This window comes from Neorhizobium sp. SHOUNA12A (assembly GCF_023006505.1).
GTDB lineage: Bacteria > Pseudomonadota > Alphaproteobacteria > Rhizobiales > Rhizobiaceae > Neorhizobium.
This window is the reverse complement of record NZ_JALBGV010000071.1, coordinates 13,431-31,269: the sequence shown is the minus strand read 5'-3', so window position 1 is coordinate 31,269 and position 17,839 is coordinate 13,431. Positions and strand designations below refer to the sequence as shown.

Genomic DNA, 17,839 nt, shown 5'->3' with positions numbered 1-17,839 from the left:
AGCAGCGGGTGCAGTTCGCGCGCGCCCTTGCGCAGGTGCCGCAGCCGATCACTGACGGCGTGCCGCGGTCGCTGTTCCTCGACGAGCCGACCGCCAGCCTTGACCTCGGGCACCAGATCTCGGTGCTGGAAATCGCCCGCGACTTTGCCAATGCGGGCGGCATCGTGCTCGCCATCCTGCACGACCTCAACCTGGCTGCCGAGTTCGCCGACCATCTCGTGGTGCTGAACCACGGCCGGGTGGTGGCGGAAGGCGCCTGCACGGAAACGGTGAACGACGCGATCATCGCCAGCGTCTATGGAATAACCGGTGCCGTCGGCCGCCTGCCGGCTGCCCACATCCCCTACGTATTGCCGCAGTCGCGACACCGCTGACGATTGGATGGTCAGGTGTCCGGACGGGTGACGATGAAGGTCGCCGAGCCGAGCATGACCGCGGCCACCAGCGCCGCCCGCCACAATGGCGGCGAGGTGCCGAACCAGAACACCGCATAACTCACCGCCATCAGCGAGATCGCTGCGACCTTCGCCTTCCGCGCGATCGCACCCTTTTCCCGCCAACTGCGCAGCGAAGGCCCGAATTTCGGGTGCTCGAGCAACCATGCCTCCAGCCGCGGCGAGGAGCGGGCAAAACAGGCGACTGCCAGCAGCAGAAACGGAGTGGTGGGCAGGACAGGCAGGAAAGCCCCGACAATGCCGATTGCGACGAACAGCCATCCGAGGGCGAGAAAGAGAAGACGCATGAAAACTCTTAAATGAAAAATTAGGCCAACATCTGAAGACCATGTTTGCGCACGATGTCCAGAAGTTTCAGCGCGGGCCCACTGGGGCGCTTGGCGCCGGTCTCCCACTTCTGCACGGTCGATTCGCTGGTGTTGAGATAACGGGCAAAGACCGGCTGGCTGACGTGATTGCCCTCCCGCAAGGCCTTGATCTCCTCAGGTCCAAGTTCCACCGGTACCGAAAGGCAGGTCTCGTCAAAGGTCCGCATTGTTTCCTTGTCGATCGTGCCGGCTTCGTACATGCCTTCCACGGCGTTATGGATCGCCTCGAAAGCATCGCTCTTAAATTTCCGGTTAGTTGCCATTGCAAATCTCCACCAGTGCGCCGCTTTTCAGTTCCGCATCGAAAGCACCGGGCGTCTTCTTTCGATAAAGTTCGGCCAGTTTGCGGAACGCCGCCAGTTCGTCATCGTCGATATTGGCCTGATCCTGTTTGGCGAACAGATAGGCATAGACCCAGAACTCGGCCGCTTTCGCCAGAATGATGGACCGATGCCGGTTGTCGTTGAGGCGCTTCTTGAAAACGCCGCCGCCGAGGTCATCCGCCTGACCCGAGGCAACCTGAGCAATGGCTTTGCAAAGCTCGCGGTCCGATATCCGGGCTTTCTTTGCCGCCTTGGCAAACCATCCCGTTTTGAATACCCGACCAAGCATAGCTGAATATAGCACCAGGTGCTATATTTTTCAATGTGGCTTGTTGTGGTCAAGTGCTGGCTTTTCGATCGCCGCCGGTTATAGTGCCGCCGGCTTCAATAACCGCAGGGGAAATGATGTCAGGGAAAAAAGTACTCGTGGTCGGCGGGGCTGGCTATATCGGCTCCCATACGTGCCTGGTGCTCGCCGAGCGAGGTTATCAGCCTGTTGTCTTCGACAATCTCTCCAATGGGCATGCGGAATTCGTGCGCTGGGGTGAACTGGAACAGGGCGATATCCGTGACCGCGCCCGGCTCGATGAAGTGTTTGCCAAACACAAGCCGGACGCCGTCTTGCATTTCGCGGCGCTGATAGAGGTCGGGGAATCGGTCAAGAACCCGGTGGCCTTCTACGACAACAACGTGATCGGCGCGCTGACGCTGCTGTCGGCGGCGATCGATGCGGGTGTGAAAGCCTTCGTGTTTTCCTCCACCTGCGCCACCTACGGCCTGCCGGACCGCGTGCCGATGGACGAGACCCACAAACAGGCGCCGATCAATCCGTACGGGCGTACCAAATTCATCGTCGAGCAGGCGCTGAAGGACTACGGCACCTACAAGGACCTGAAATCGGTCATGCTGCGCTATTTCAATGCGGCCGGTGCCGATTTCGAGGGCCGGGTCGGCGAGTGGCACACACCGGAGACCCACGCCATCCCGCTCGCGATCGAGGCGGCGCTTGGCCGCCGCCAGGGTTTCAAGGTGTTCGGCGACGATTACGACACCCGCGACGGCACCTGCGCGCGCGACTATATCCATGTGCTCGATCTGGCCGACGCGCATGTCCGCGCGGTCGATTATCTTCTCGCCGGTGGCGAAACGGTCGAACTTAATCTCGGCACCGGCACCGGCACGACGGTGAAGGAACTGCTGGCGGCGATTTCGGCGGTTTCCGGAAAACCTTTCCCGGTGGAATATACCGGCCGGCGCGAAGGTGATTCCACCTCGCTGGTCGCCAATAACGACAAGGCGAGGGCGGTGCTCGGCTGGGAGCCGAAATACAGCCTGGACGATATCATCCGTTCGGCCTGGGACTGGCATTCCCGCTCCAACCATCATGTGATCTGAAGGGCCAAGACATGGCGGAAGGCGAGGTCAAGCTCGAGGAAAGCTGGAAACACGCGCTCGGGCCTGAGTTTTCCAATCCCTATATGAGCGAGCTGCGCCGCTTCCTGGTTTCAGAAAAGGAAGCGGGCAAACGCATCTTCCCGAAGGGCTCGGAATATTTCCGGGCGCTCGACCTGACGCCGCTTGACGAGGTGAAGGTGGTGATCCTCGGCCAGGATCCCTATCACGGCTTCGGCCAGGCGCATGGGCTTTGCTTCAGCGTTCGTCCGGGCGTGCGCGTCCCGCCGTCGCTCGTCAACATCTACAAGGAGATGGAGACCGATCTCGGCATTCCGCCGGCCAGGCACGGATGCCTCGAACATTGGGCGGAACAGGGTGTCCTGCTCCTGAATAGCGTTCTGACGGTCGAGGAGGCGAGGGCGGCCTCGCATCAGGGCAAGGGCTGGGAACGGTTCACGGATGCGGTGATCCGGGCGGTTAACGACGAATGCGACGGTGTCGTCTTTATCCTGTGGGGCTCCTATGCCCAGAAGAAGGCGGCCTTCGTCGATCAGCAGCGCCATCTGGTGATCAAGTCGGCCCATCCGTCGCCGCTTTCTGCGCATAACGGCTTTCTGGGCTCGCGGCCGTTTTCCAAGGCGAATGCCTATCTGCAGTCGATCGGCAAGGATCCGGTCGATTGGCGCCTGCCGGAACAAGCCTAGTTCTGTGAACGATTGACCAATGGTCGTCTACGCAGAGTGAACAATGCGTTCGGATGGTCGCGTCTATCCAATCTCCGGTCCTTCCACCATCTTTACCCCAGAACAGCAGGCCGCACAGGCGGTCCGCAGAAAAGGGGTTTAAAATGCTAGACCAGATCAAGGGCCTCCACCACGTCACGTCGATGGCGGCAAGCGCCGGCACCAACAACAAGTTCTTCACCGACACGCTCGGCCTTCGCCGTGTCAAGAAGACCGTCAACTTCGACGCTCCGGATGTCTACCATCTCTACTACGGCGACGAAGTCGGTTCTCCCGGCTCTGTCATGACCTATTTCCCGTTCCCGCATATCGCCCGCGGCCGTCAGGGCACCGGCGAAGTCGGAACGACACTCTTCTCGGTTCCTGAAGGTTCGTTCGGTTTCTGGACCGACCGCCTGACGAAAGCCGGTGCGGAGGGCATCAAGGCCGATACGGCCTTCGGTGAAAACCGCCTGCATTTCGCCGGTCCGGATGGAGACGGGTTCGCGCTCGTCGAAGTCAAGGACGATGCCCGCAAGCAATTCATCGGCAACGGCATTTCCGAAGATCATGCGATCCGCGGCTTTCATTCCGCTTCGCTTCGTCTTCGCGATGAAGGTGCTACCGCCGAACTCCTGAAATTCATGGGCTACAGCCAAGCCGACGCCCAGGATGGCGTGACCCGTCTGATCATGCCGGGCGGCAATGGTGCCGATGTCATCGACATCGAAACCATGCCGAACATTGCCCGCGCCAATCTCGGCGCCGGGTCGGTTCATCACATCGCCTTTGCGGTCGAGAACCGCGCAAAGCAGCTCGAAGTCCGCAAGGCGCTGATGGATACCGGCTACCAGGTCACCCCGGTCATCGACCGCGATTACTTCTGGGCGATCTATTTCCGCACGCCGGGCGGCGTGCTGTTCGAAATCGCCACCAACGAACCCGGCTTCGACCGCGACGAGGATACCGCCCATCTCGGCGAAGCCCTGAAGCTGCCCGCACAGCACGCACATCTGCGGGCAACGCTCGAACAACATCTCGAACCGCTGGACGCCTAGTCAGTCGACGCGTCCAAGGAGACCATCATGAGTTACGACAGTTATGTGCACCGGGCGCGCCCCGGTGCATCCGGAGCGCCGATCCTCTTTGTTTTTCACGGCACAGGCGGTGACGAAAACCAGTTCTTCGATTTCGGCGGCCGGTTGCTGCCGGAAGCCACCGTAATCTCGCCACGCGGCGACATTTCCGAACACGGGGCGGCGCGTTTCTTCCGCCGCAAGGCTGAAGGTGTCTATGATTGCGAGGATCTCGCCCGGGCGACCGAGCGGATGAGCGAATTCGTCGCCGCCAACCGCGAACGTTACGGTTCCTCGATCGTGCTCGGCCTCGGGTTTTCGAACGGTGCGAACATTCTCGCCAATATCATGATCGAGAAGCCCGGCCTGTTCGACGCGGGCGTGCTGATGCATCCGCTGATCCCGTTCGCGCCAAAGGACCGCAAGGGCAAGCTTCAGAGCCGTGTGCTGATCACCGCCGGCCAGCATGATCCGATCGCCTCCGTGGCCCAGACTACCGACCTTGCGGACTACTTCAAGACGCAGGGCGACACGGTGACGCTGGAATGGCATGGCGGCGGGCATGAGATCCGTCCCAACGAGATCGAGGCCGCCAAAAAGTTCTTCGCACCCTATGGCGCCTGACGCCAAAATGAAAACGCCCGGCTCCTCGATCGAGAGCCGGGCGGTTCGATTCCAAATTCCGGGTTTTCTATTGGCGGGCAGTCGCCGTTCCGAATACTCTTGTCGGGGCTGGCTTTGTCTCGGAGGTCTTCTCCTCCGCTTCGTCGTCGCTGCTCTTCTCGCCGTTGCGGAAATAGTTGGCGACCGTTTGCGTGTGCAATTGCATCAACTCATAGCAGTAGGTCACTTCCCGTTCGCTCGGCGACCAGTAAGCATTCGACTCGCCGCATTCGGCGGCCGTCAGCTTGATGCCGTCATCGAGTTTGTAGAGCCCAGAAAGAAGCTCGGCCAGGATATCCAGAACCTTCGCCGTCTTCGTCAGGTCCGCATAATCCTGGAGCTCCTTGTTGTTCGGCTTCTTGTAGGTGATCGTGAACTTGTTGTTCTGTCCGTCGGCCTGCTGATGCGGTTTCAGGACACCGAACCAGCTGTCACGGGCTTTCTGATATTCGCCGACGCACTGCTTGCGGCGCTCCTCCGGAAATTCCAGGTTATCGGCTGATTCCTTGAACTTCTCCGCATCCTTGCCGACCATCATGCAGACCATGCTGAAGGCGCGCTGGCGGTCGAGTGCGTGGACATCCCACAGGGCCTGCTCCTCTTCAGCCGCCTCGCTGGCCTCGGCGGATAACGTCCAGCCGTCGACGGAGTCGGTCAGCGCCGTATCGAAAACATCGCCATCCGCTTCCAACAGGAGCAGCGTGGAGAGCGTGTCGACGGCATCTTCCTCGCGGCCAAGAACCGGTAGGTTGAATTCCGAAACCAGCATATGTCCGGCTTCATGGAACAGAAAAAACAGCGCATTGCCGAATGCGAACTCGACACTGTCCTCGACCTGCTGCTTGGAAAGCCCTTGAAGGTCGTCGGTGAGTGCTGCCGCCTGAGCGCCGGGCATCGGCAGCGCAAGCAGCCCGATAAGGGCGAGAGGGAGAAGGCTGCGTCGCATCGGGCCGGTGCTTTCTGAAATCGATGTTGATCTGTCGCGTCCGCGATCCAAGCGATGCGGAGATTTGCCGGTCGTCGCGAGGCTGATTTATTCTATAACGCCGAGCTTTTAAGGTTGGATGAAGCAGTATTGTTGCCGATGTATTTCGACAGCCTTCGCGAACATTTAAGGTTTGTTAGAATTCCCTCACTTTCATTGGTGAGCGAACTCCTAATGTGGCAGCGGGATCGTCCCGCAATTGATTTGCCGGCCTATAGCGAGATCGCCGAAAGCTTCCACATGTCCGGAAAATCAAGTTTGCCCTACAGCAGGCAGCGAGGCGATCCGCGCACGAAACTGTGATGCCGACGGCGACAGAACGTCGCAGGGTTCTTGGTTGTCAATCGACCTCAGAATATATACATGCTTATCATCAGCGCACTAGTATTTGCCATGCCAAACAACAACCCGACTCTCGGCTTTCTTTTTAATGACGTCGCACGCCTGTTTCGAAAGCGCTTCGAGCAGCGCGCGAAGCATATCGGCCTGACGCGCGCCCAGTGGCAGACGATTGTCTATCTCTCCCGCTGCGAAGGCATTCACCAGAAGGCGCTTGCCGAGCTTCTGGAAATTTCGCCGATCTCGGTGATGCGGGTGCTCGACAACCTTGCGGAACGCGGCCTCATCGAGCGACGCCCGCATGAGACCGACCGGCGGATCACATTGCTCTACACGACCGAAAAATCGAGGGCTCTAATCGACGACGGCCGCGAACTTGGAGATGCGACGCGCCAGGATGCGCTCGAGAACATTTCGGACGCCGACCGCGCCCGTCTCTTTGAAATACTCGAACACATGAAATCCAACCTCGTTATGGCCTGCCGCGCGCCGGCCGACAAAGCTCAAAAGAAGTCCTCCCATGACTGAGACCACCGCCCGTTCGTCCGAAGACAGCAACGTCACCGTTCTCGAAACACCCGCTCCGGCAGCCGCCGAACACAGCAGGGCGCGCAAGCGACGGAACCTCAAGCGCCCGGTGCTCTTCGCGCTGCTGCCAATCGCGCTGGTCATCGGCGGTTATTATTACGTCGAAGGCGGCCAGATCCTGTCGACCGACAACGCCTATCTCCAGGCGGACATGATCGGCGTAACGACCGATGTCGCCGGCACCGTGGCGTCCGTCGATGTGCATGAGAACCAGGAGGTCAGCCAGGGCCAGGTTCTCTTCACGCTGAAGCCGGACAGTTTCCGCATCGCGCTTGACGGGGCCAAGGCAAAGCTCGGGGCCGCACGCAACCAGCTCCTCAACCTGCAGGCCTCCTACCGTGAATCGCTCGCCCAGATCGCTCAGGCGGAAGCTGACATTCCTTATTTCCAGACCGTTGTCGAACGTCAGGAACGGCTGATCTCCGGTTCGGCCGCCTCGCAGACGGCATTGGATGACGCCAAGCACAATCTCGACGCCGCCCACCAGAAGGTGGCGGTCGCCAAGGCGCAGGCCGATGCGACGCTTGCCCAGCTCGGCGGCAATGCCGACCAACCCATCGAACAGAACCCGCTCTATCTCGAAGCCCAGGCGGCGGTCGACGATGCGCAACGCCAGTTGAACAACACGGTCGCGCGGGCGCCGTTCGACGGCATCGTCACCAATGTCAACGCGCTGCAGGTCGGCAGCTATCTCGAAGCCGCTCAGCAGGGCTTCTCGCTGGTCTCGACCAGGAACATGTGGATCGCCGCCAATCCGAAGGAAACCGAGCTTACCTATATCAAGCCCGGCCAGCCGGTGACGATCAGCGTCGATACCTATCCGGGTGTCCAGTGGACGGGCAAGGTCGCGAGCGTCAGCCCCGCCTCCGGCTCCAGTTTCGCGTTGCTCCCGGCGCAGAACACGTCCGGCAACTGGGTCAAGGTCGTGCAGCGCATTCCGATGCGCGTGACGATCGATGACACGGCCGGCAAGCCGCCGCTTCGCGCCGGCATGAGCACGGTGGTCGATGTCGATACCGGCCACAAGCGCGGCCTGCCGGAATTCGCCCAGAAGCTCCTCAACCAGTCGACCGCCTACGCGCACGAGTAAACGATCATGAGCAACGTCGGTTCATCGGCAGCGTCGGTGGTCGCCAATCGTGGTGCGATCACCGCCTGCGTCATTCTGGCCGTCATCATGCAGGCGCTCGATACGACGATCGCCAACGTCGCGCTGCCCTATATCCAGGGCAGCGTTTCGGCTTCCGCCGACCAGATCAACTGGGTGCTGACCTCCTATATCGTCGCCGCGGCAATCATGACGCCGCCGTCCGGTTTCCTGGCCGCCAAGTTTGGCCGCAAGCGGGTGCTGCTCGTCGCCATCTTCGGCTTCGTCGCCGCCTCCGTGCTTTGCGGGTTGGCCCAGTCGCTGCCGCAGATCGTCGGCTTCCGCCTGTTGCAGGGCTTTTTCGGCGCAGCGCTCGTGCCGCTGTCGCAGGGCATCCTGCTCGACATCTATTCCGTCGAGGAGCGCGGGTCGGCGATGGCGCTATTCGGCGTCTCGGTCATGGTAGGCCCCGTGCTCGGTCCGGTCATCGGAGGCTGGCTGACTGACAATATCAGTTGGCGCTGGGTGTTCTATATCAACGTGCCGATCGGCATCCTGGCCTTCATGGGCATCAGCGTCTTCGTCAAGGAGACCAAGATCGACGCGCAGGCGAAGCTCGACTGGTTCGGCTTCGGCATGCTCAGTCTCGCTATCGCGTCGCTGCAGCTCTTCCTCGACCGCGGCCAGCAGCTCGACTGGTTCTCCTCGAGCGAGATCGTCGTCGAAGCCATGGTTTGCGCGGCAGCCTTCTACCTGCTGCTCGTCCACACGTTCACGGCAGAAAAGTCGTTCATCAATCCGCGCCTTTTCCTCGACCAGAACTTTACCGTCAGCATGATCTTCATCTTCGTGATCGGAGTGACCTATCTCGCCTCACTCGCGCTGATGACGCCGTACCTGCAATCGCTGATGGGCTATCCGGTGATTACCGCCGGCATCGTCATGGGGCCGCGCGGTCTCGGCACGATGGTGTGCATGTTCCTGGTCGGACGGCTGATCGGCAGGGTGGATACGCGCATCCTGATCTTCCTTGGCCTCGCGATCACCGCCTGGGCGATGTATGACATGATGGGCTGGACGCCTGACGTCTCGCAGTGGACGATCGTCTATGTCGGTTTCATCCAGGGTGCGGGCCTCGGCTTCCTGTTCGTGCCGCTGACGACGATCGCGTTCGCGACGCTGCCGGCGCATATGCGCGGCGACGGGACCGGTCTCTACAATCTGTCGCGCAATATCGGCTCCAGCGTCGGCATCGCCGTCGTCTCGGCGCTGCTGGTGGAAAACGTCCAGCGCAATCATGCGGATCTTGTCAGTTACGTGACGCCGTTCAACCACGCCTTCCACGCAAAGGCTGCGGCGGGCCTGGACCCGACGACGGTTGCCGGCGCCAGCGCACTCGACAGCATCATCACGCTGCAGTCGACGATCATCGCCTATGTGGATGATTTCAAGCTGTTGATGATCATGTCGCTTGCGGTGATGCCGCTGCTGTTCGTGCTGCGCAAGCCGGCCAAGGCACCGGCTGTGGATCACAGCGTGGCGATGGAATAATCGGCCTTCCGGGGCATGGAATTGCCCCTCATCCGGCTGCCGCCACCTTCTCCCCGTTCTGACGGGGAGAAGGACGCAAGCCGCGTGATCCCCGTCCCTCTGGATCGGGGTTTCGGCTGGGCAAGGTGGTGCGGCATATCTCTTCTCCCCGTCCATACGGGGAGAAGGTGGCGGCAGCCGGATGAGGGGCAAAGCTCCACATGCAAACGCCTCCTTCGGGCTTGCGAGGCAAATAACGATGGCCGATAGTGGCTCGATCACGTTTCTGGCTGCCCGGAGGTCTCCCATGAGTAACCACCTGAAATTCTTCATCGACGGTGTCTGGGTGGGGCCGGCCATTCCGGTTGCTCTGGATGTCATCGACCCATCCACCGAAGAGGCCTATACGCGGATCGCGCTCGGCTCCAAGGCGGATGTGGACAAGGCCGTTGCGGCGGCCAAGGCTGCTTTCCCGGCCTTCTCACAATGGTCGAAGGAGGAGCGGCTGGCGTTGCTCCGTCGGATTCTTGTCGAATACGAAAAGCGCTACGAGGATATCGCGCAAGCCGTTTCCCAGGAAATGGGTGCGCCGATCGGCTTTGCGAGGGACGCGCAGGCCGCTGCCGGGCAGGGGCATCTCAAGGCGACGATCGAGGCGTTCGAAGCCTACGAATTCACGGAGACGCGCGGTACGACGACCATCGTGAAAGAGCCGATCGGCGTTTGCGCGCTGATCACGCCGTGGAACTGGCCGCTCAACCAGATCGTCTGCAAGATGGCACCGGCGATCGCCGCCGGCTGCACCATGGTGCTCAAACCCTCCGAGATCGCGCCGATCAGCGGCATCATCTTTGCAGAAGTGATGGAGGCAGCGGGCACGCCGAAGGGCGTCTTCAACCTCGTCAACGGCACCGGACCGGATGTGGGCCAAGTGATGGCCGGCCATCCGGATGTCGACATGGTGTCCTTCACCGGCTCCACCCGCGCCGGCGTGATCGTCGCCAAGACCGCCGCCGATACGGTGAAGCGGGTGGCGCAGGAACTCGGCGGCAAGTCCCCCAACATCATCCTGTCCGATGCGGAATTCGAAAAGGCGGTGGCGGACGGCGTGACCACCTGCTTTGGAAATTCCGGCCAATCCTGCGATGCGCCGACCCGCATGCTGGTGCCGGCCAAACGCCATGACGAGGCGCTTCGAATTGCGAAGGCTGCGGCCGAGAAACTGAAGACCGGCGATCCGCGCGCCGACGGCATCGATCTCGGCCCGGTGGTCAGCCAGACCCAGTTCGACAAGATACAGCGGCTGATCGAGGCGGGCATCGCGGAAGGTGCGACGCTGGTCACCGGCGGCCCCGGCCGGCCGGAAAACCTCAACCGCGGCTATTATATCCGCCCGACCGTGTTCGGAAACGTCAGCAACGACATGACCATCGCGCGAGAGGAGATCTTCGGGCCGGTCCTGTCGATCCTCCCTTATGAGACAGAAGAGCAGGCGGTCGAGATCGCCAACGACACGCCCTATGGGCTTGCCGCCTATGTCCAGTCCGGCGACCTCGTTCATGCCCGCCGGGTGGCGGCGCGTCTACGCGCCGGTTCGGTGTTCATCAATTATCCCGAATGGGATCTCTTCGCGCCCTTCGGCGGCTTCAAGCAATCCGGCAACGGCCGCGAATATGCCGATTGGGCCATTCACGACTTCCTCGAAATCAAGGGTATCGTTGGGTATGGCGTTTAAGACCTTCAATCCTTCCTCCGTCCGCAAGCCGTTCGGCGGCTACAATCACGGCCTGCTGGTGCCGCCGGGCGCAAGCCTGCTGGTCACCTCCGGCCAGCTCGGCATTTCGCCCGAGGACAGGATCCCGCCGGATGTGGCCGGCCAAGCCGAACTTTGCTTCAAGGCGATCGGCGCCATCCTCGAAGAGGCGGGCATGACCTATGCGGACGTCATCCGCATTTCCGGCTTCGTCACCAGCCGGGAGGATTTTCCGGCCTATATGGCGGTGCGCGACCGCTATACGCTCGACCCGAAACCAGTCTCGACGCTGATCGTCGTCGGCGGCTTTACCCGGGCCGAATTCCTAGTGGAAGTGGAAGTGACGGCGGCGAAGGTGTTTTGACGTCGCCTTCAAATAAATAAAGGCTTTATATCTTTCATGCCGAGCACGGCCGGATGAGACAGATTTATTTTTTATTGATCACGTGATTGTTTCTATTGTGAAGCCAAGTGCTGGATTTTTTCATTTGCAGAAAAATCGCGGCCACTCTTTAAATATTCCTTGAGCTGATTGGGCTATCAGTGAGCCGTGGGGTTCTGATCAAGGTTATTCGGGGGTTTTTCCATGCGTCCTATTGTAATGGGTGCCTTAGCACTTCTGTCTGCGCAATTTCTCGCGCCCGCTGCCTTTTCCGCAGGTCTTGTTGCCAGCGTCAGCCTGTCGTCGCAGACTATGACTGTCGAGCGTGACGGCGTCGTGGTTTACGAATGGAAGGTCTCGACCGCTCGGCCAGGTTATTCGACGCCGACAGGAAACTGGGGCGCCAAGTCGTTGTCCAGGAACCATCGTTCGCGCAAATACGACAACGCGCCGATGCCGTTTGCGGTGTTCTATAACGGCGGTTATGCCGTGCACGCCACCTTCGAGACAAGGCGGCTCGGCCGTCCGGCCTCGCATGGCTGCATCCGCCTGCATCCCGAAAACGCCGCGACATTCTTCACGCTCACCAGCCAATACGGCCTGTCGAACACGCGCATCGTCGTCAGCCGCTGAGTTACGGCTCAGTAGCCGCAGTTCCTCAGCTGCGCTTCGTATTTGGCAGCCATGCCGGCGGATTTCTGCGCGGTCTGCTTGACCCCGTTGCCGAATTCGCCGCGCGCATATCCTGCCTGGCCGGTGTAGTAGGCGAGGTAGAGATTGTAGCTGTCGGTAAGCGGAATGCCGTTCTTGAGATGGCTGCGGTTGTGATACCAGCCGACGAAATGAACAGCATCGCCGAAATCGGTGCGGCTGGCGCTCCAGCGGCCAGTATCCTGCTTGTAGGTCAGCCAGGTGCCGTCGAGCGCCTGGGCGTAACCATAGGCCGTCGAGGCGCGCGTCCACGGGATGAAGCCGAGCAGTTTGGTGCGCGGCGGCCGGGCATAGGGCTGGAAGCCCGATTCCACATAGATCGTCGCCATCAGGATCGGCACGGGCACGCCGAATTCCCGCTCAGCCTTCTTGGCGTCGCGCGCCCAGTTGTTGAACAGCCCGTCGCGCTGCTCGAAGATCGCGCAGGCATTGGTGACCCGGCTCGGCGCAGACGCGCAGGCAGACAGGGACACGGTCAGGAGGGCGATGAAAAACGCAATACGCATCGCTTAATCTCTCGGTTTCCAGAGATTAATAACCGGTAAAATTTAAGGAAAAGTTTAGTGGCCGGGATGAGATGTTGGTGACGCTAAATAGGCGCGTCCGGCAAACAGGTTTCGCACGATGACGCCGAGCGCGGTCGTGGCTGCAATGCCTTCGAGCCCAAGCCCGACCGCCGGCGCAAGCAGCGTCAGGACGGCAAACACGGCGAGCGTGAAACGCGCCGGGCCGATGCAGACGTAACGGTCGCGCACGAACCACAGGCTCGCCAGATAAATGGCGACCGGGATCGCCACCGCATAATCGCCAACGAGAATGGAGACTTCGGAATGGTGGGTGATGATGTCGACGAGCACCGCAAAGCCGGCACCGACCGCGGCGCCCGAGGTGAAGATGAAGAAATGACCGTAGCCCCAGAGAAGCGAGCGCCTCAAGTGATGGCTGTTGAGCTGTTCCTCGCGGGCGAAATAGACCCACCAGAGTGAAAAGACGATGACCAGCGCCGAAAGCGCCGTATGCACCAGCATGATGTTGACCTCGCCGGCGAACTGGCGAAGTGCCGTCGAACCGGCAAGCAGCGTCTCGCCGAGCACGATGATGTTGAGCAGGCCGTAACGTTCGACGATGTGGTGGCGATGCCAGGGCGTGTTGGCGGTCAGCCGTTCGGCGACGGCGGGCACCGCAAGTTCAAGAATCACGGCGAGTGCCCAGAGGATATAGGATACGCCGAAGGTGAGGGGCTGCAGAAAGAGGAAGCTCAGCCAGAGAAGCTGGACGAGGAAGATCCCGATCGCATAACCGAGCGCAGTGGGCCGGCAGCCCGGGTCGTGATAGGCCGCGCGCAGCCACAGGATGATCATGGCGATGCGCATGACGGCGTAGCCATAGATCACCAGCGTGAAATCCGGTGCCTCGGTAAAGAGAGCCGGAATGCCGGCGGCAATCGTCAGCGAGCCGCCCATCAGCACCATGGTCAGCAACCGATAGACGACGTCGTCATTGTCATAGGCAGACGAGAACCAGGTGAAGTTCATCCAGGCCCACCAGATGGCGAAGAAGGCCATGATGAAGGTCATCACCCCCTGCGCGGCATGATTTTCGGCAATCGCGTGATGCAGGCCGGCGGCGGCGGACGCGATCGCGATCACCGACACCAGGTCGAACAGCAGTTCGAGCGGGGTTGCGACCCGGCGATGCTCGTTCGGATCGCGGGGATGCAAGGGACGCAGGATAGTGGCGAGTGGTGAAGCCTCGGTCATTGTCTGTCTGTCCCTGAACATGAAGATTCGCGATCGAGGAAAATAGCGCAAAAAAGCGTGTTCAAGTAAAGAGTGGCGGGCCATATCGCGATGATCGAGGCTTGGGATGCGTGACGTTGTTGAAACGGAAAGGCTGGTATTGCGGGAAATTACCAGGGTGGACCTGCCGATCTTGTTTCGCATCTTCGGCGATGCCGAGAGCATGCGCTTTTATCCGCGCGCCAAGAGCCTCGAAGAAACCGAAGTATGGTTCGAAAAGCTTGCTTTCCGGAGTTATGCGGAAAACGGTTTCGGTCTCTGGGGTATCATCGAGAAGGCAGCCGGCGAGTTGATTGGTGATTGCGGCATTACCCTTCAGCCGACGCCCCACGGCCTGGAGCCGGAGATTGGTTATCATCTCCGGCGCGAATGGCTCGGCCGTGGTTATGCCGTTGAGGCGGCCGCTGCCTGCCGTGATTTTGGTCTCGGCGGCCTCGGTTTCGAGCGGATCGTCTCGATCGTCAGCCCGGAAAATATACCGTCGCTCCGGGTTGCGGCGAGGGTCCATCAACGATGGGAAATCTATCGGACGGTAACGGCGGCTGGGGCGCAGGTGGATCGGTTTCTGTTCATCTCCGAGCGGAATACGCCGGACGCAGACGAACCGGATGCGGCCACGCGGGTCGCAATGGTGGAGGCGGCGGCTTCGATTTTGCGGCGAAGGTAGCCTCATGACAAAGTCCGCGCCGTTTCCGCAAGTGCGGGCAAACATATCGCGAATATGGCTTGTACCTACACATAATTTTCGGCCACTCATTTGCTTGGACCGATAACTACAATATATATTGATTTGCAATGATGAGTTGAAGGATTTGCGATGTCGAAGAAAGGTCAGCACGTCGTCCCGAACGGTGACAAATGGAGCGTTCGGAAGGCAGGCGCATCCCGAGCATCTGGTACGTTTGGTACCCAGCAAGAGGCTATCGAAAAGGCCCGTGATCTTGCGCGAAACCAGAGGACGGAACTCTACATCCATGACCGTGACGGTAGGATCAGAGAGCGAAATTCTTATGGCGGGGATCCGTTTCCGGCGAAGGGATGAGACTTGCCCAATCCGCCTTTCGAAAAATCCGTTTTTATAAACTGCCCTTTTGACAAAGATTACGAGCCAATTTTGCAAGCGATGCTATTCTGTGTCGTATATCTTGGCTTTGCGCCTCGGTTGGCAACGGAGCGGATCGATGGTGGAGAAAATCGGTTAGAAAAGATCATTGATCTGATCCGAAACTCGAAATTCTCCATTCACGACCTGAGCAGAGCACAGGCAAACGCCGTTGGCGAACACGCCAGGATGAATATGCCGTTCGAACTCGGAATCGACTATGGGTGCCGTCAGTTCCACTTGGACGAACGGAGTGGCAAGAAAATCCTGATTTTGGAGGAAAAGCGATATCGTCATCAGATTGCGATCTCGGATCTGGCTGGGTGCGATCTCGACGTACACGAGGCCGACTTCCAAAAAGCAGTTCGCAAAGTTCGTAACTGGCTGGTCAATGAAGCGGATGCCGAGGTCATAGGGCCGCGAAAGATTTTGGATGCCTACGCGGATTTTCAAGAATGGCACTACGAGAGGCAATTGGCGGCAGGCTTCTCCGATGACGATATTCAAGACTACCCGACGAAAGAGCTTATGTCGTCGATGACCGAATGGATTGCCATCGGCAAGCCGATCTAACTGTCAGAACCGCTCCATCTCGCGCCGGACCTTGTCGAGGAAGGCAGCGCGTGTCTCCGGCGTGCAGTTGTTCATGTCATAATGGGCAAGAAACGTCACCGGCCGGGCTGGGTTGGTCTGTACCCGCAGCACGCGTTTCGACAGCTTTCGCGGCGGGTCGCCAGCGAGGAAAGCGCGCCAGCGGGTGGCGCCGTAGGTGGTGACCACAGCCACCTTGTCGATATGCAGCTTTCGCGTCAGCTTGCCGTCCTTCAACTCGAAGGTGATACCCGGCAGCCAGACACGATCGAAATAACCCTTCAGCATGGCCGGCCAGCCGAAATTCCAGACCGGGGTGACGATCACCAGTCCTTCCGCCGCCTGCAGACGGTCGACATAGGGTTTCACCAGCGACAGGTTGTTCGGATAGTCGTGATAGGTCATCCGGTCATGGCGGGACATGACCGGATCGAAACCTTCGGCATAGAGGTTGCAGTCATCCACCTCATGGCCGGCCTTCAGAAGGCTTTCGCGTGCCTGCCTGTGCAGCGCTGCGCCATAACTTTCCTCGACCGGATGCGAATGGACGAGCAGGACACGCATCAGCCACCTGCTGCGGCAAGGCCCGGGAAGAGGTAGTTCTTGCCGGCGGAAAAATCGAAATCGGGATTGTCCCAGGCGATCATCTTGCCGGGGTTGAGGAGGCCCTTGGGATCGGTCTCCTTCTTGAAGGCGAGCTGGACGGTATCCGTCTGCTTCATGCCGCCTTCTTCCAGCGTATAGCGGTGTGGGTTGAAAATCGGGCAGCCGTTGTCGCGGTGGATCTGCATGATCTCCTCCAGCCGCTCCCTGGTCGTGTAACGGACGAGAGGAAGGCCGGAGCACTGCATGCGGCCGTCGAACTTGATGAATTCCAGATGGCCCGGCACCTCGTCGCCGAACAGTTTCGTCATCTTCTCGACCTTGGCGACATGATCCGGTCCCGGATACTGGACCTGAAGATAAGTGAAGCCGGGATCGACTTTCAAGGCGCGCAGCGTCGTGTGGTTCCAGGCAAGCTCATAGGCATGCGGAATGCCCTTCATGCTCTCGACCTTGTCGGAGCGGAACAGGATCTCGCCCTTCTGGCGCTCGGCAAAGGCGGTGAATGCGTCGATCGAATGCGGCGCGATCATCAGCACGACGATCGACTGGTTGCGGTCGCGCAGGAACGGCTTGTGTCGCGGGAAATAGTCGTAGGGGATCGGTGCGGCGATCGGGGCGATTTCCTTGATCAGCAGGCCGTTCTTGTGAGCGAGCGCATCGCCGAAGCGCACTGCGTCCATGAAGTCGTCGTAACCGACCAGCACGTCCACCCAGTCATAGGCGGGGGCCAGCGGCATCTCGACCTCGACGATGATGCCGTTGGTGCCATAGGCGTGGGTGACCTTCTGCAGGTCCCAGGCGGTCAGGTCTAGTACGCGCGGTTCGGCCTCCATGGTAACGACGCGCAGGCGCAGGATGTTGCCGAGGTCGCGAAGACCACCCCAGTGGATCGAGCCGACGCCGCCGGAACCGCCAGCGACGAAACCGCCGATCGTCGCCGTCTGGGCGGTGGAGGGATGGAAGCGCAGTTCCTGGCCGGAATGGGCCTTGGTCTGCCGGTCGAGTTCGGCAATCACGATGCCGGGCTCGGCGATGACGCGGCCCGGATGGATTTCCTTGACCTTGTTCATGTTGATGAGGTTGAGCACGATACCGCCGGAGAGCGGCATGGCCTGGCCGTAATTGCCGGTGCCTGCACCGCGCGGGGTCACCGGCACGCCATGCGCGTAGGCCACCTTAAGCACCCGGATCACCTCTTCCTCGCTTTTCGGCGAGACGACGAGATCGGCGGTAACGCTCTCGAGTTCTTCTTTGAGGATCGGCGAATACCAGTAGAAATCGCGGCTCTTCTGGCGCACCAGCGCCGGATTGTCCTCGACCGCGAGGCCTTCGAGTTCTTTCTTGATCTGTGCGTAATCCGGCAT

General features: G+C 60.2%; 22 protein-coding genes and 1 pseudogene. 15 read left to right on the top strand and 8 right to left on the bottom strand.

Going from position 1 to position 17,839, the window contains the following annotated elements; translation table 11 throughout:
• Positions 1–374, top strand: a pseudogene (locus MOV63_RS24775) (iron ABC transporter); the annotation flags it as partial.
• Positions 375–385: 11 nt separating this feature from the next.
• On the opposite strand, the gene MOV63_RS24770 reads toward MOV63_RS24775, so the two are convergent.
• Genes MOV63_RS24770 through MOV63_RS24760 form a run of 3 tightly spaced genes read right to left on the bottom strand, consistent with a single transcriptional unit; the run spans position 386 to position 1,435 of the window.
• Entirely contained in the window at positions 386–742 is a 357-nt protein-coding gene (locus MOV63_RS24770) for a YbaN family protein (protein ID WP_247037889.1), read from the bottom strand.
• Positions 743–762: 20 nt separating this feature from the next.
• A complete protein-coding gene (locus MOV63_RS24765) occupies positions 763–1,086 on the bottom strand; it encodes a DNA-binding transcriptional regulator (RefSeq protein ID WP_247037887.1) in 324 nt (107 codons plus the stop codon).
• On the bottom strand, positions 1,076–1,435 hold the full coding sequence (locus tag MOV63_RS24760; protein WP_247037885.1) for a type II toxin-antitoxin system RelE/ParE family toxin: 360 nt from the start codon (positions 1,433–1,435) through the stop codon (positions 1,076–1,078). Before MOV63_RS24760 ends, MOV63_RS24765 begins: the two co-directional genes overlap by 11 nt.
• Before the next feature lie 116 nt (positions 1,436–1,551).
• On the opposite strand from MOV63_RS24760, the gene galE reads away from it, so the two are divergent.
• From galE to MOV63_RS24740, 4 genes are all read left to right on the top strand, one after another.
• Positions 1,552–2,541, top strand: a complete 990-nt coding sequence (gene galE / locus MOV63_RS24755; RefSeq protein WP_247037883.1) for a UDP-glucose 4-epimerase GalE — start codon at positions 1,552–1,554, stop codon at positions 2,539–2,541.
• Between the two features lie 11 nt (positions 2,542–2,552).
• Positions 2,553–3,245 carry a uracil-DNA glycosylase gene (gene ung / locus MOV63_RS24750; RefSeq protein WP_247037881.1) on the top strand — a complete coding sequence of 231 codons (693 nt, stop codon included), beginning with the start codon at positions 2,553–2,555 and terminating at the stop codon, positions 3,243–3,245.
• A 143-nt stretch (positions 3,246–3,388) separates the two neighbouring features.
• Positions 3,389–4,321, top strand: a complete 933-nt coding sequence (locus tag MOV63_RS24745) for a VOC family protein (RefSeq protein WP_247037879.1) — start codon at positions 3,389–3,391, stop codon at positions 4,319–4,321.
• A gap of 27 nt (positions 4,322–4,348) precedes the next feature.
• A complete protein-coding gene (locus MOV63_RS24740; protein WP_247037877.1) occupies positions 4,349–4,963 on the top strand; it encodes an alpha/beta hydrolase in 615 nt (204 codons plus the stop codon).
• A 67-nt stretch (positions 4,964–5,030) separates the two neighbouring features.
• Here the strand turns inward: MOV63_RS24740 and MOV63_RS24735 are convergent, their stop codons facing one another.
• Entirely contained in the window at positions 5,031–5,948 is a 918-nt protein-coding gene (locus MOV63_RS24735) for a DUF4344 domain-containing metallopeptidase (RefSeq protein ID WP_247037875.1), read from the bottom strand.
• A 54-nt stretch (positions 5,949–6,002) separates the two neighbouring features.
• On the opposite strand from MOV63_RS24735, the gene MOV63_RS24730 reads away from it, so the two are divergent.
• The 7 genes from MOV63_RS24730 (at position 6,003) to MOV63_RS24700 (ending at position 12,299) form a co-directional block, all read left to right on the top strand.
• A complete protein-coding gene (locus MOV63_RS24730) occupies positions 6,003–6,290 on the top strand; it encodes a hypothetical protein (protein ID WP_157885159.1) in 288 nt (95 codons plus the stop codon).
• Positions 6,291–6,350: 60 nt separating this feature from the next.
• Positions 6,351–6,854: a MarR family winged helix-turn-helix transcriptional regulator gene (locus MOV63_RS24725; RefSeq protein ID WP_247037873.1), complete on the top strand. Its 504-nt coding sequence runs from the start codon at positions 6,351–6,353 to the stop codon at positions 6,852–6,854.
• Positions 6,847–8,004, top strand: coding sequence for an HlyD family secretion protein (locus MOV63_RS24720; protein ID WP_247037871.1), 1,158 nt, complete (start codon positions 6,847–6,849; stop codon positions 8,002–8,004). Before MOV63_RS24725 ends, MOV63_RS24720 begins: the two co-directional genes overlap by 8 nt.
• Before the next feature lie 6 nt (positions 8,005–8,010).
• Complete coding sequence (locus MOV63_RS24715; protein ID WP_247037869.1) at positions 8,011–9,552, top strand: DHA2 family efflux MFS transporter permease subunit; 1,542 nt, start codon at positions 8,011–8,013, stop codon at positions 9,550–9,552.
• A 286-nt stretch (positions 9,553–9,838) separates the two neighbouring features.
• Positions 9,839–11,266, top strand: coding sequence for an aldehyde dehydrogenase family protein (locus MOV63_RS24710; RefSeq protein ID WP_247037867.1), 1,428 nt, complete (start codon positions 9,839–9,841; stop codon positions 11,264–11,266).
• Positions 11,256–11,648, top strand: a complete 393-nt coding sequence (locus MOV63_RS24705; RefSeq protein WP_247037865.1) for a RidA family protein — start codon at positions 11,256–11,258, stop codon at positions 11,646–11,648. Before MOV63_RS24710 ends, MOV63_RS24705 begins: the two co-directional genes overlap by 11 nt.
• 222 nt (positions 11,649–11,870) lie before the next feature.
• A complete protein-coding gene (locus MOV63_RS24700; protein ID WP_038544671.1) occupies positions 11,871–12,299 on the top strand; it encodes a L,D-transpeptidase in 429 nt (142 codons plus the stop codon).
• 8 nt (positions 12,300–12,307) lie between these two features.
• Here MOV63_RS24700 and MOV63_RS24695 read toward each other — a convergent pair whose 3' ends face one another.
• Both MOV63_RS24695 and MOV63_RS24690 read right to left on the bottom strand, forming a co-directional pair.
• Positions 12,308–12,883 carry a hypothetical protein gene (locus MOV63_RS24695; RefSeq protein ID WP_247037863.1) on the bottom strand — a complete coding sequence of 192 codons (576 nt, stop codon included), beginning with the start codon at positions 12,881–12,883 and terminating at the stop codon, positions 12,308–12,310.
• A gap of 54 nt (positions 12,884–12,937) precedes the next feature.
• Complete coding sequence (locus tag MOV63_RS24690; protein WP_247037861.1) at positions 12,938–14,137, bottom strand: low temperature requirement protein A; 1,200 nt, start codon at positions 14,135–14,137, stop codon at positions 12,938–12,940.
• Between the two features lie 106 nt (positions 14,138–14,243).
• Between MOV63_RS24690 and MOV63_RS24685 the strand changes: the two genes are divergently transcribed.
• From MOV63_RS24685 to MOV63_RS24675, 3 genes are all read left to right on the top strand, one after another.
• The gene (locus MOV63_RS24685) at positions 14,244–14,843 is read left to right on the top strand and encodes a GNAT family N-acetyltransferase (protein WP_247037859.1); all 600 of its coding nucleotides are present in this window, start codon (positions 14,244–14,246) and stop codon (positions 14,841–14,843) included.
• Between the two features lie 150 nt (positions 14,844–14,993).
• Complete coding sequence (locus MOV63_RS24680; protein ID WP_247037857.1) at positions 14,994–15,218, top strand: DUF2188 domain-containing protein; 225 nt, start codon at positions 14,994–14,996, stop codon at positions 15,216–15,218.
• A 3-nt stretch (positions 15,219–15,221) separates the two neighbouring features.
• Positions 15,222–15,851 carry a hypothetical protein gene (locus MOV63_RS24675; protein WP_247037855.1) on the top strand — a complete coding sequence of 210 codons (630 nt, stop codon included), beginning with the start codon at positions 15,222–15,224 and terminating at the stop codon, positions 15,849–15,851.
• Positions 15,852–15,854: 3 nt separating this feature from the next.
• On the opposite strand, the gene MOV63_RS24670 is transcribed toward MOV63_RS24675, so the two are convergent.
• Both MOV63_RS24670 and MOV63_RS24665 read right to left on the bottom strand, forming a co-directional pair.
• Positions 15,855–16,433, bottom strand: a complete 579-nt coding sequence (locus tag MOV63_RS24670; protein ID WP_046635056.1) for an NAD(P)H-dependent oxidoreductase — start codon at positions 16,431–16,433, stop codon at positions 15,855–15,857.
• Positions 16,433–17,839: an FAD-binding oxidoreductase gene (locus MOV63_RS24665; RefSeq protein ID WP_247037853.1), complete on the bottom strand. Its 1,407-nt coding sequence runs from the start codon at positions 17,837–17,839 to the stop codon at positions 16,433–16,435. The genes MOV63_RS24670 and MOV63_RS24665 overlap by 1 nt, the downstream gene beginning before the upstream one ends.

Bases quoted from the DNA above. Each gene is read 5' to 3' on its own strand.
- MOV63_RS24770 (WP_247037889.1), bottom strand. From the start codon at position 742: ATGCGTCTTCTCTTTCTCGCCCTCGGATGGCTGTTCGTCGCAATCGGC.
- MOV63_RS24765 (WP_247037887.1), bottom strand. From the start codon at position 1,086: ATGGCAACTAACCGGAAATTTAAGAGCGATGCTTTCGAGGCGATCCAT.
- MOV63_RS24760 (WP_247037885.1), bottom strand. From the start codon at position 1,435: ATGCTTGGTCGGGTATTCAAAACGGGATGGTTTGCCAAGGCGGCAAAG.
- galE (WP_247037883.1), top strand. From the start codon at position 1,552: ATGTCAGGGAAAAAAGTACTCGTGGTCGGCGGGGCTGGCTATATCGGC.
- ung (WP_247037881.1), top strand. From the start codon at position 2,553: ATGGCGGAAGGCGAGGTCAAGCTCGAGGAAAGCTGGAAACACGCGCTC.
- MOV63_RS24745 (WP_247037879.1), top strand. From the start codon at position 3,389: ATGCTAGACCAGATCAAGGGCCTCCACCACGTCACGTCGATGGCGGCA.
- MOV63_RS24740 (WP_247037877.1), top strand. From the start codon at position 4,349: ATGAGTTACGACAGTTATGTGCACCGGGCGCGCCCCGGTGCATCCGGA.
- MOV63_RS24735 (WP_247037875.1), bottom strand. From the start codon at position 5,948: ATGCGACGCAGCCTTCTCCCTCTCGCCCTTATCGGGCTGCTTGCGCTG.
- MOV63_RS24730 (WP_157885159.1), top strand. From the start codon at position 6,003: ATGCGGAGATTTGCCGGTCGTCGCGAGGCTGATTTATTCTATAACGCC.
- MOV63_RS24725 (WP_247037873.1), top strand. From the start codon at position 6,351: ATGCTTATCATCAGCGCACTAGTATTTGCCATGCCAAACAACAACCCG.
- MOV63_RS24720 (WP_247037871.1), top strand. From the start codon at position 6,847: ATGACTGAGACCACCGCCCGTTCGTCCGAAGACAGCAACGTCACCGTT.
- MOV63_RS24715 (WP_247037869.1), top strand. From the start codon at position 8,011: ATGAGCAACGTCGGTTCATCGGCAGCGTCGGTGGTCGCCAATCGTGGT.
- MOV63_RS24710 (WP_247037867.1), top strand. From the start codon at position 9,839: ATGAGTAACCACCTGAAATTCTTCATCGACGGTGTCTGGGTGGGGCCG.
- MOV63_RS24705 (WP_247037865.1), top strand. From the start codon at position 11,256: ATGGCGTTTAAGACCTTCAATCCTTCCTCCGTCCGCAAGCCGTTCGGC.
- MOV63_RS24700 (WP_038544671.1), top strand. From the start codon at position 11,871: ATGCGTCCTATTGTAATGGGTGCCTTAGCACTTCTGTCTGCGCAATTT.
- MOV63_RS24695 (WP_247037863.1), bottom strand. From the start codon at position 12,883: ATGCGTATTGCGTTTTTCATCGCCCTCCTGACCGTGTCCCTGTCTGCC.
- MOV63_RS24690 (WP_247037861.1), bottom strand. From the start codon at position 14,137: ATGACCGAGGCTTCACCACTCGCCACTATCCTGCGTCCCTTGCATCCC.
- MOV63_RS24685 (WP_247037859.1), top strand. From the start codon at position 14,244: ATGCGTGACGTTGTTGAAACGGAAAGGCTGGTATTGCGGGAAATTACC.
- MOV63_RS24680 (WP_247037857.1), top strand. From the start codon at position 14,994: ATGTCGAAGAAAGGTCAGCACGTCGTCCCGAACGGTGACAAATGGAGC.
- MOV63_RS24670 (WP_046635056.1), bottom strand. From the start codon at position 16,433: ATGCGTGTCCTGCTCGTCCATTCGCATCCGGTCGAGGAAAGTTATGGC.
- MOV63_RS24665 (WP_247037853.1), bottom strand. From the start codon at position 17,839: ATGCCGGATTACGCACAGATCAAGAAAGAACTCGAAGGCCTCGCGGTC.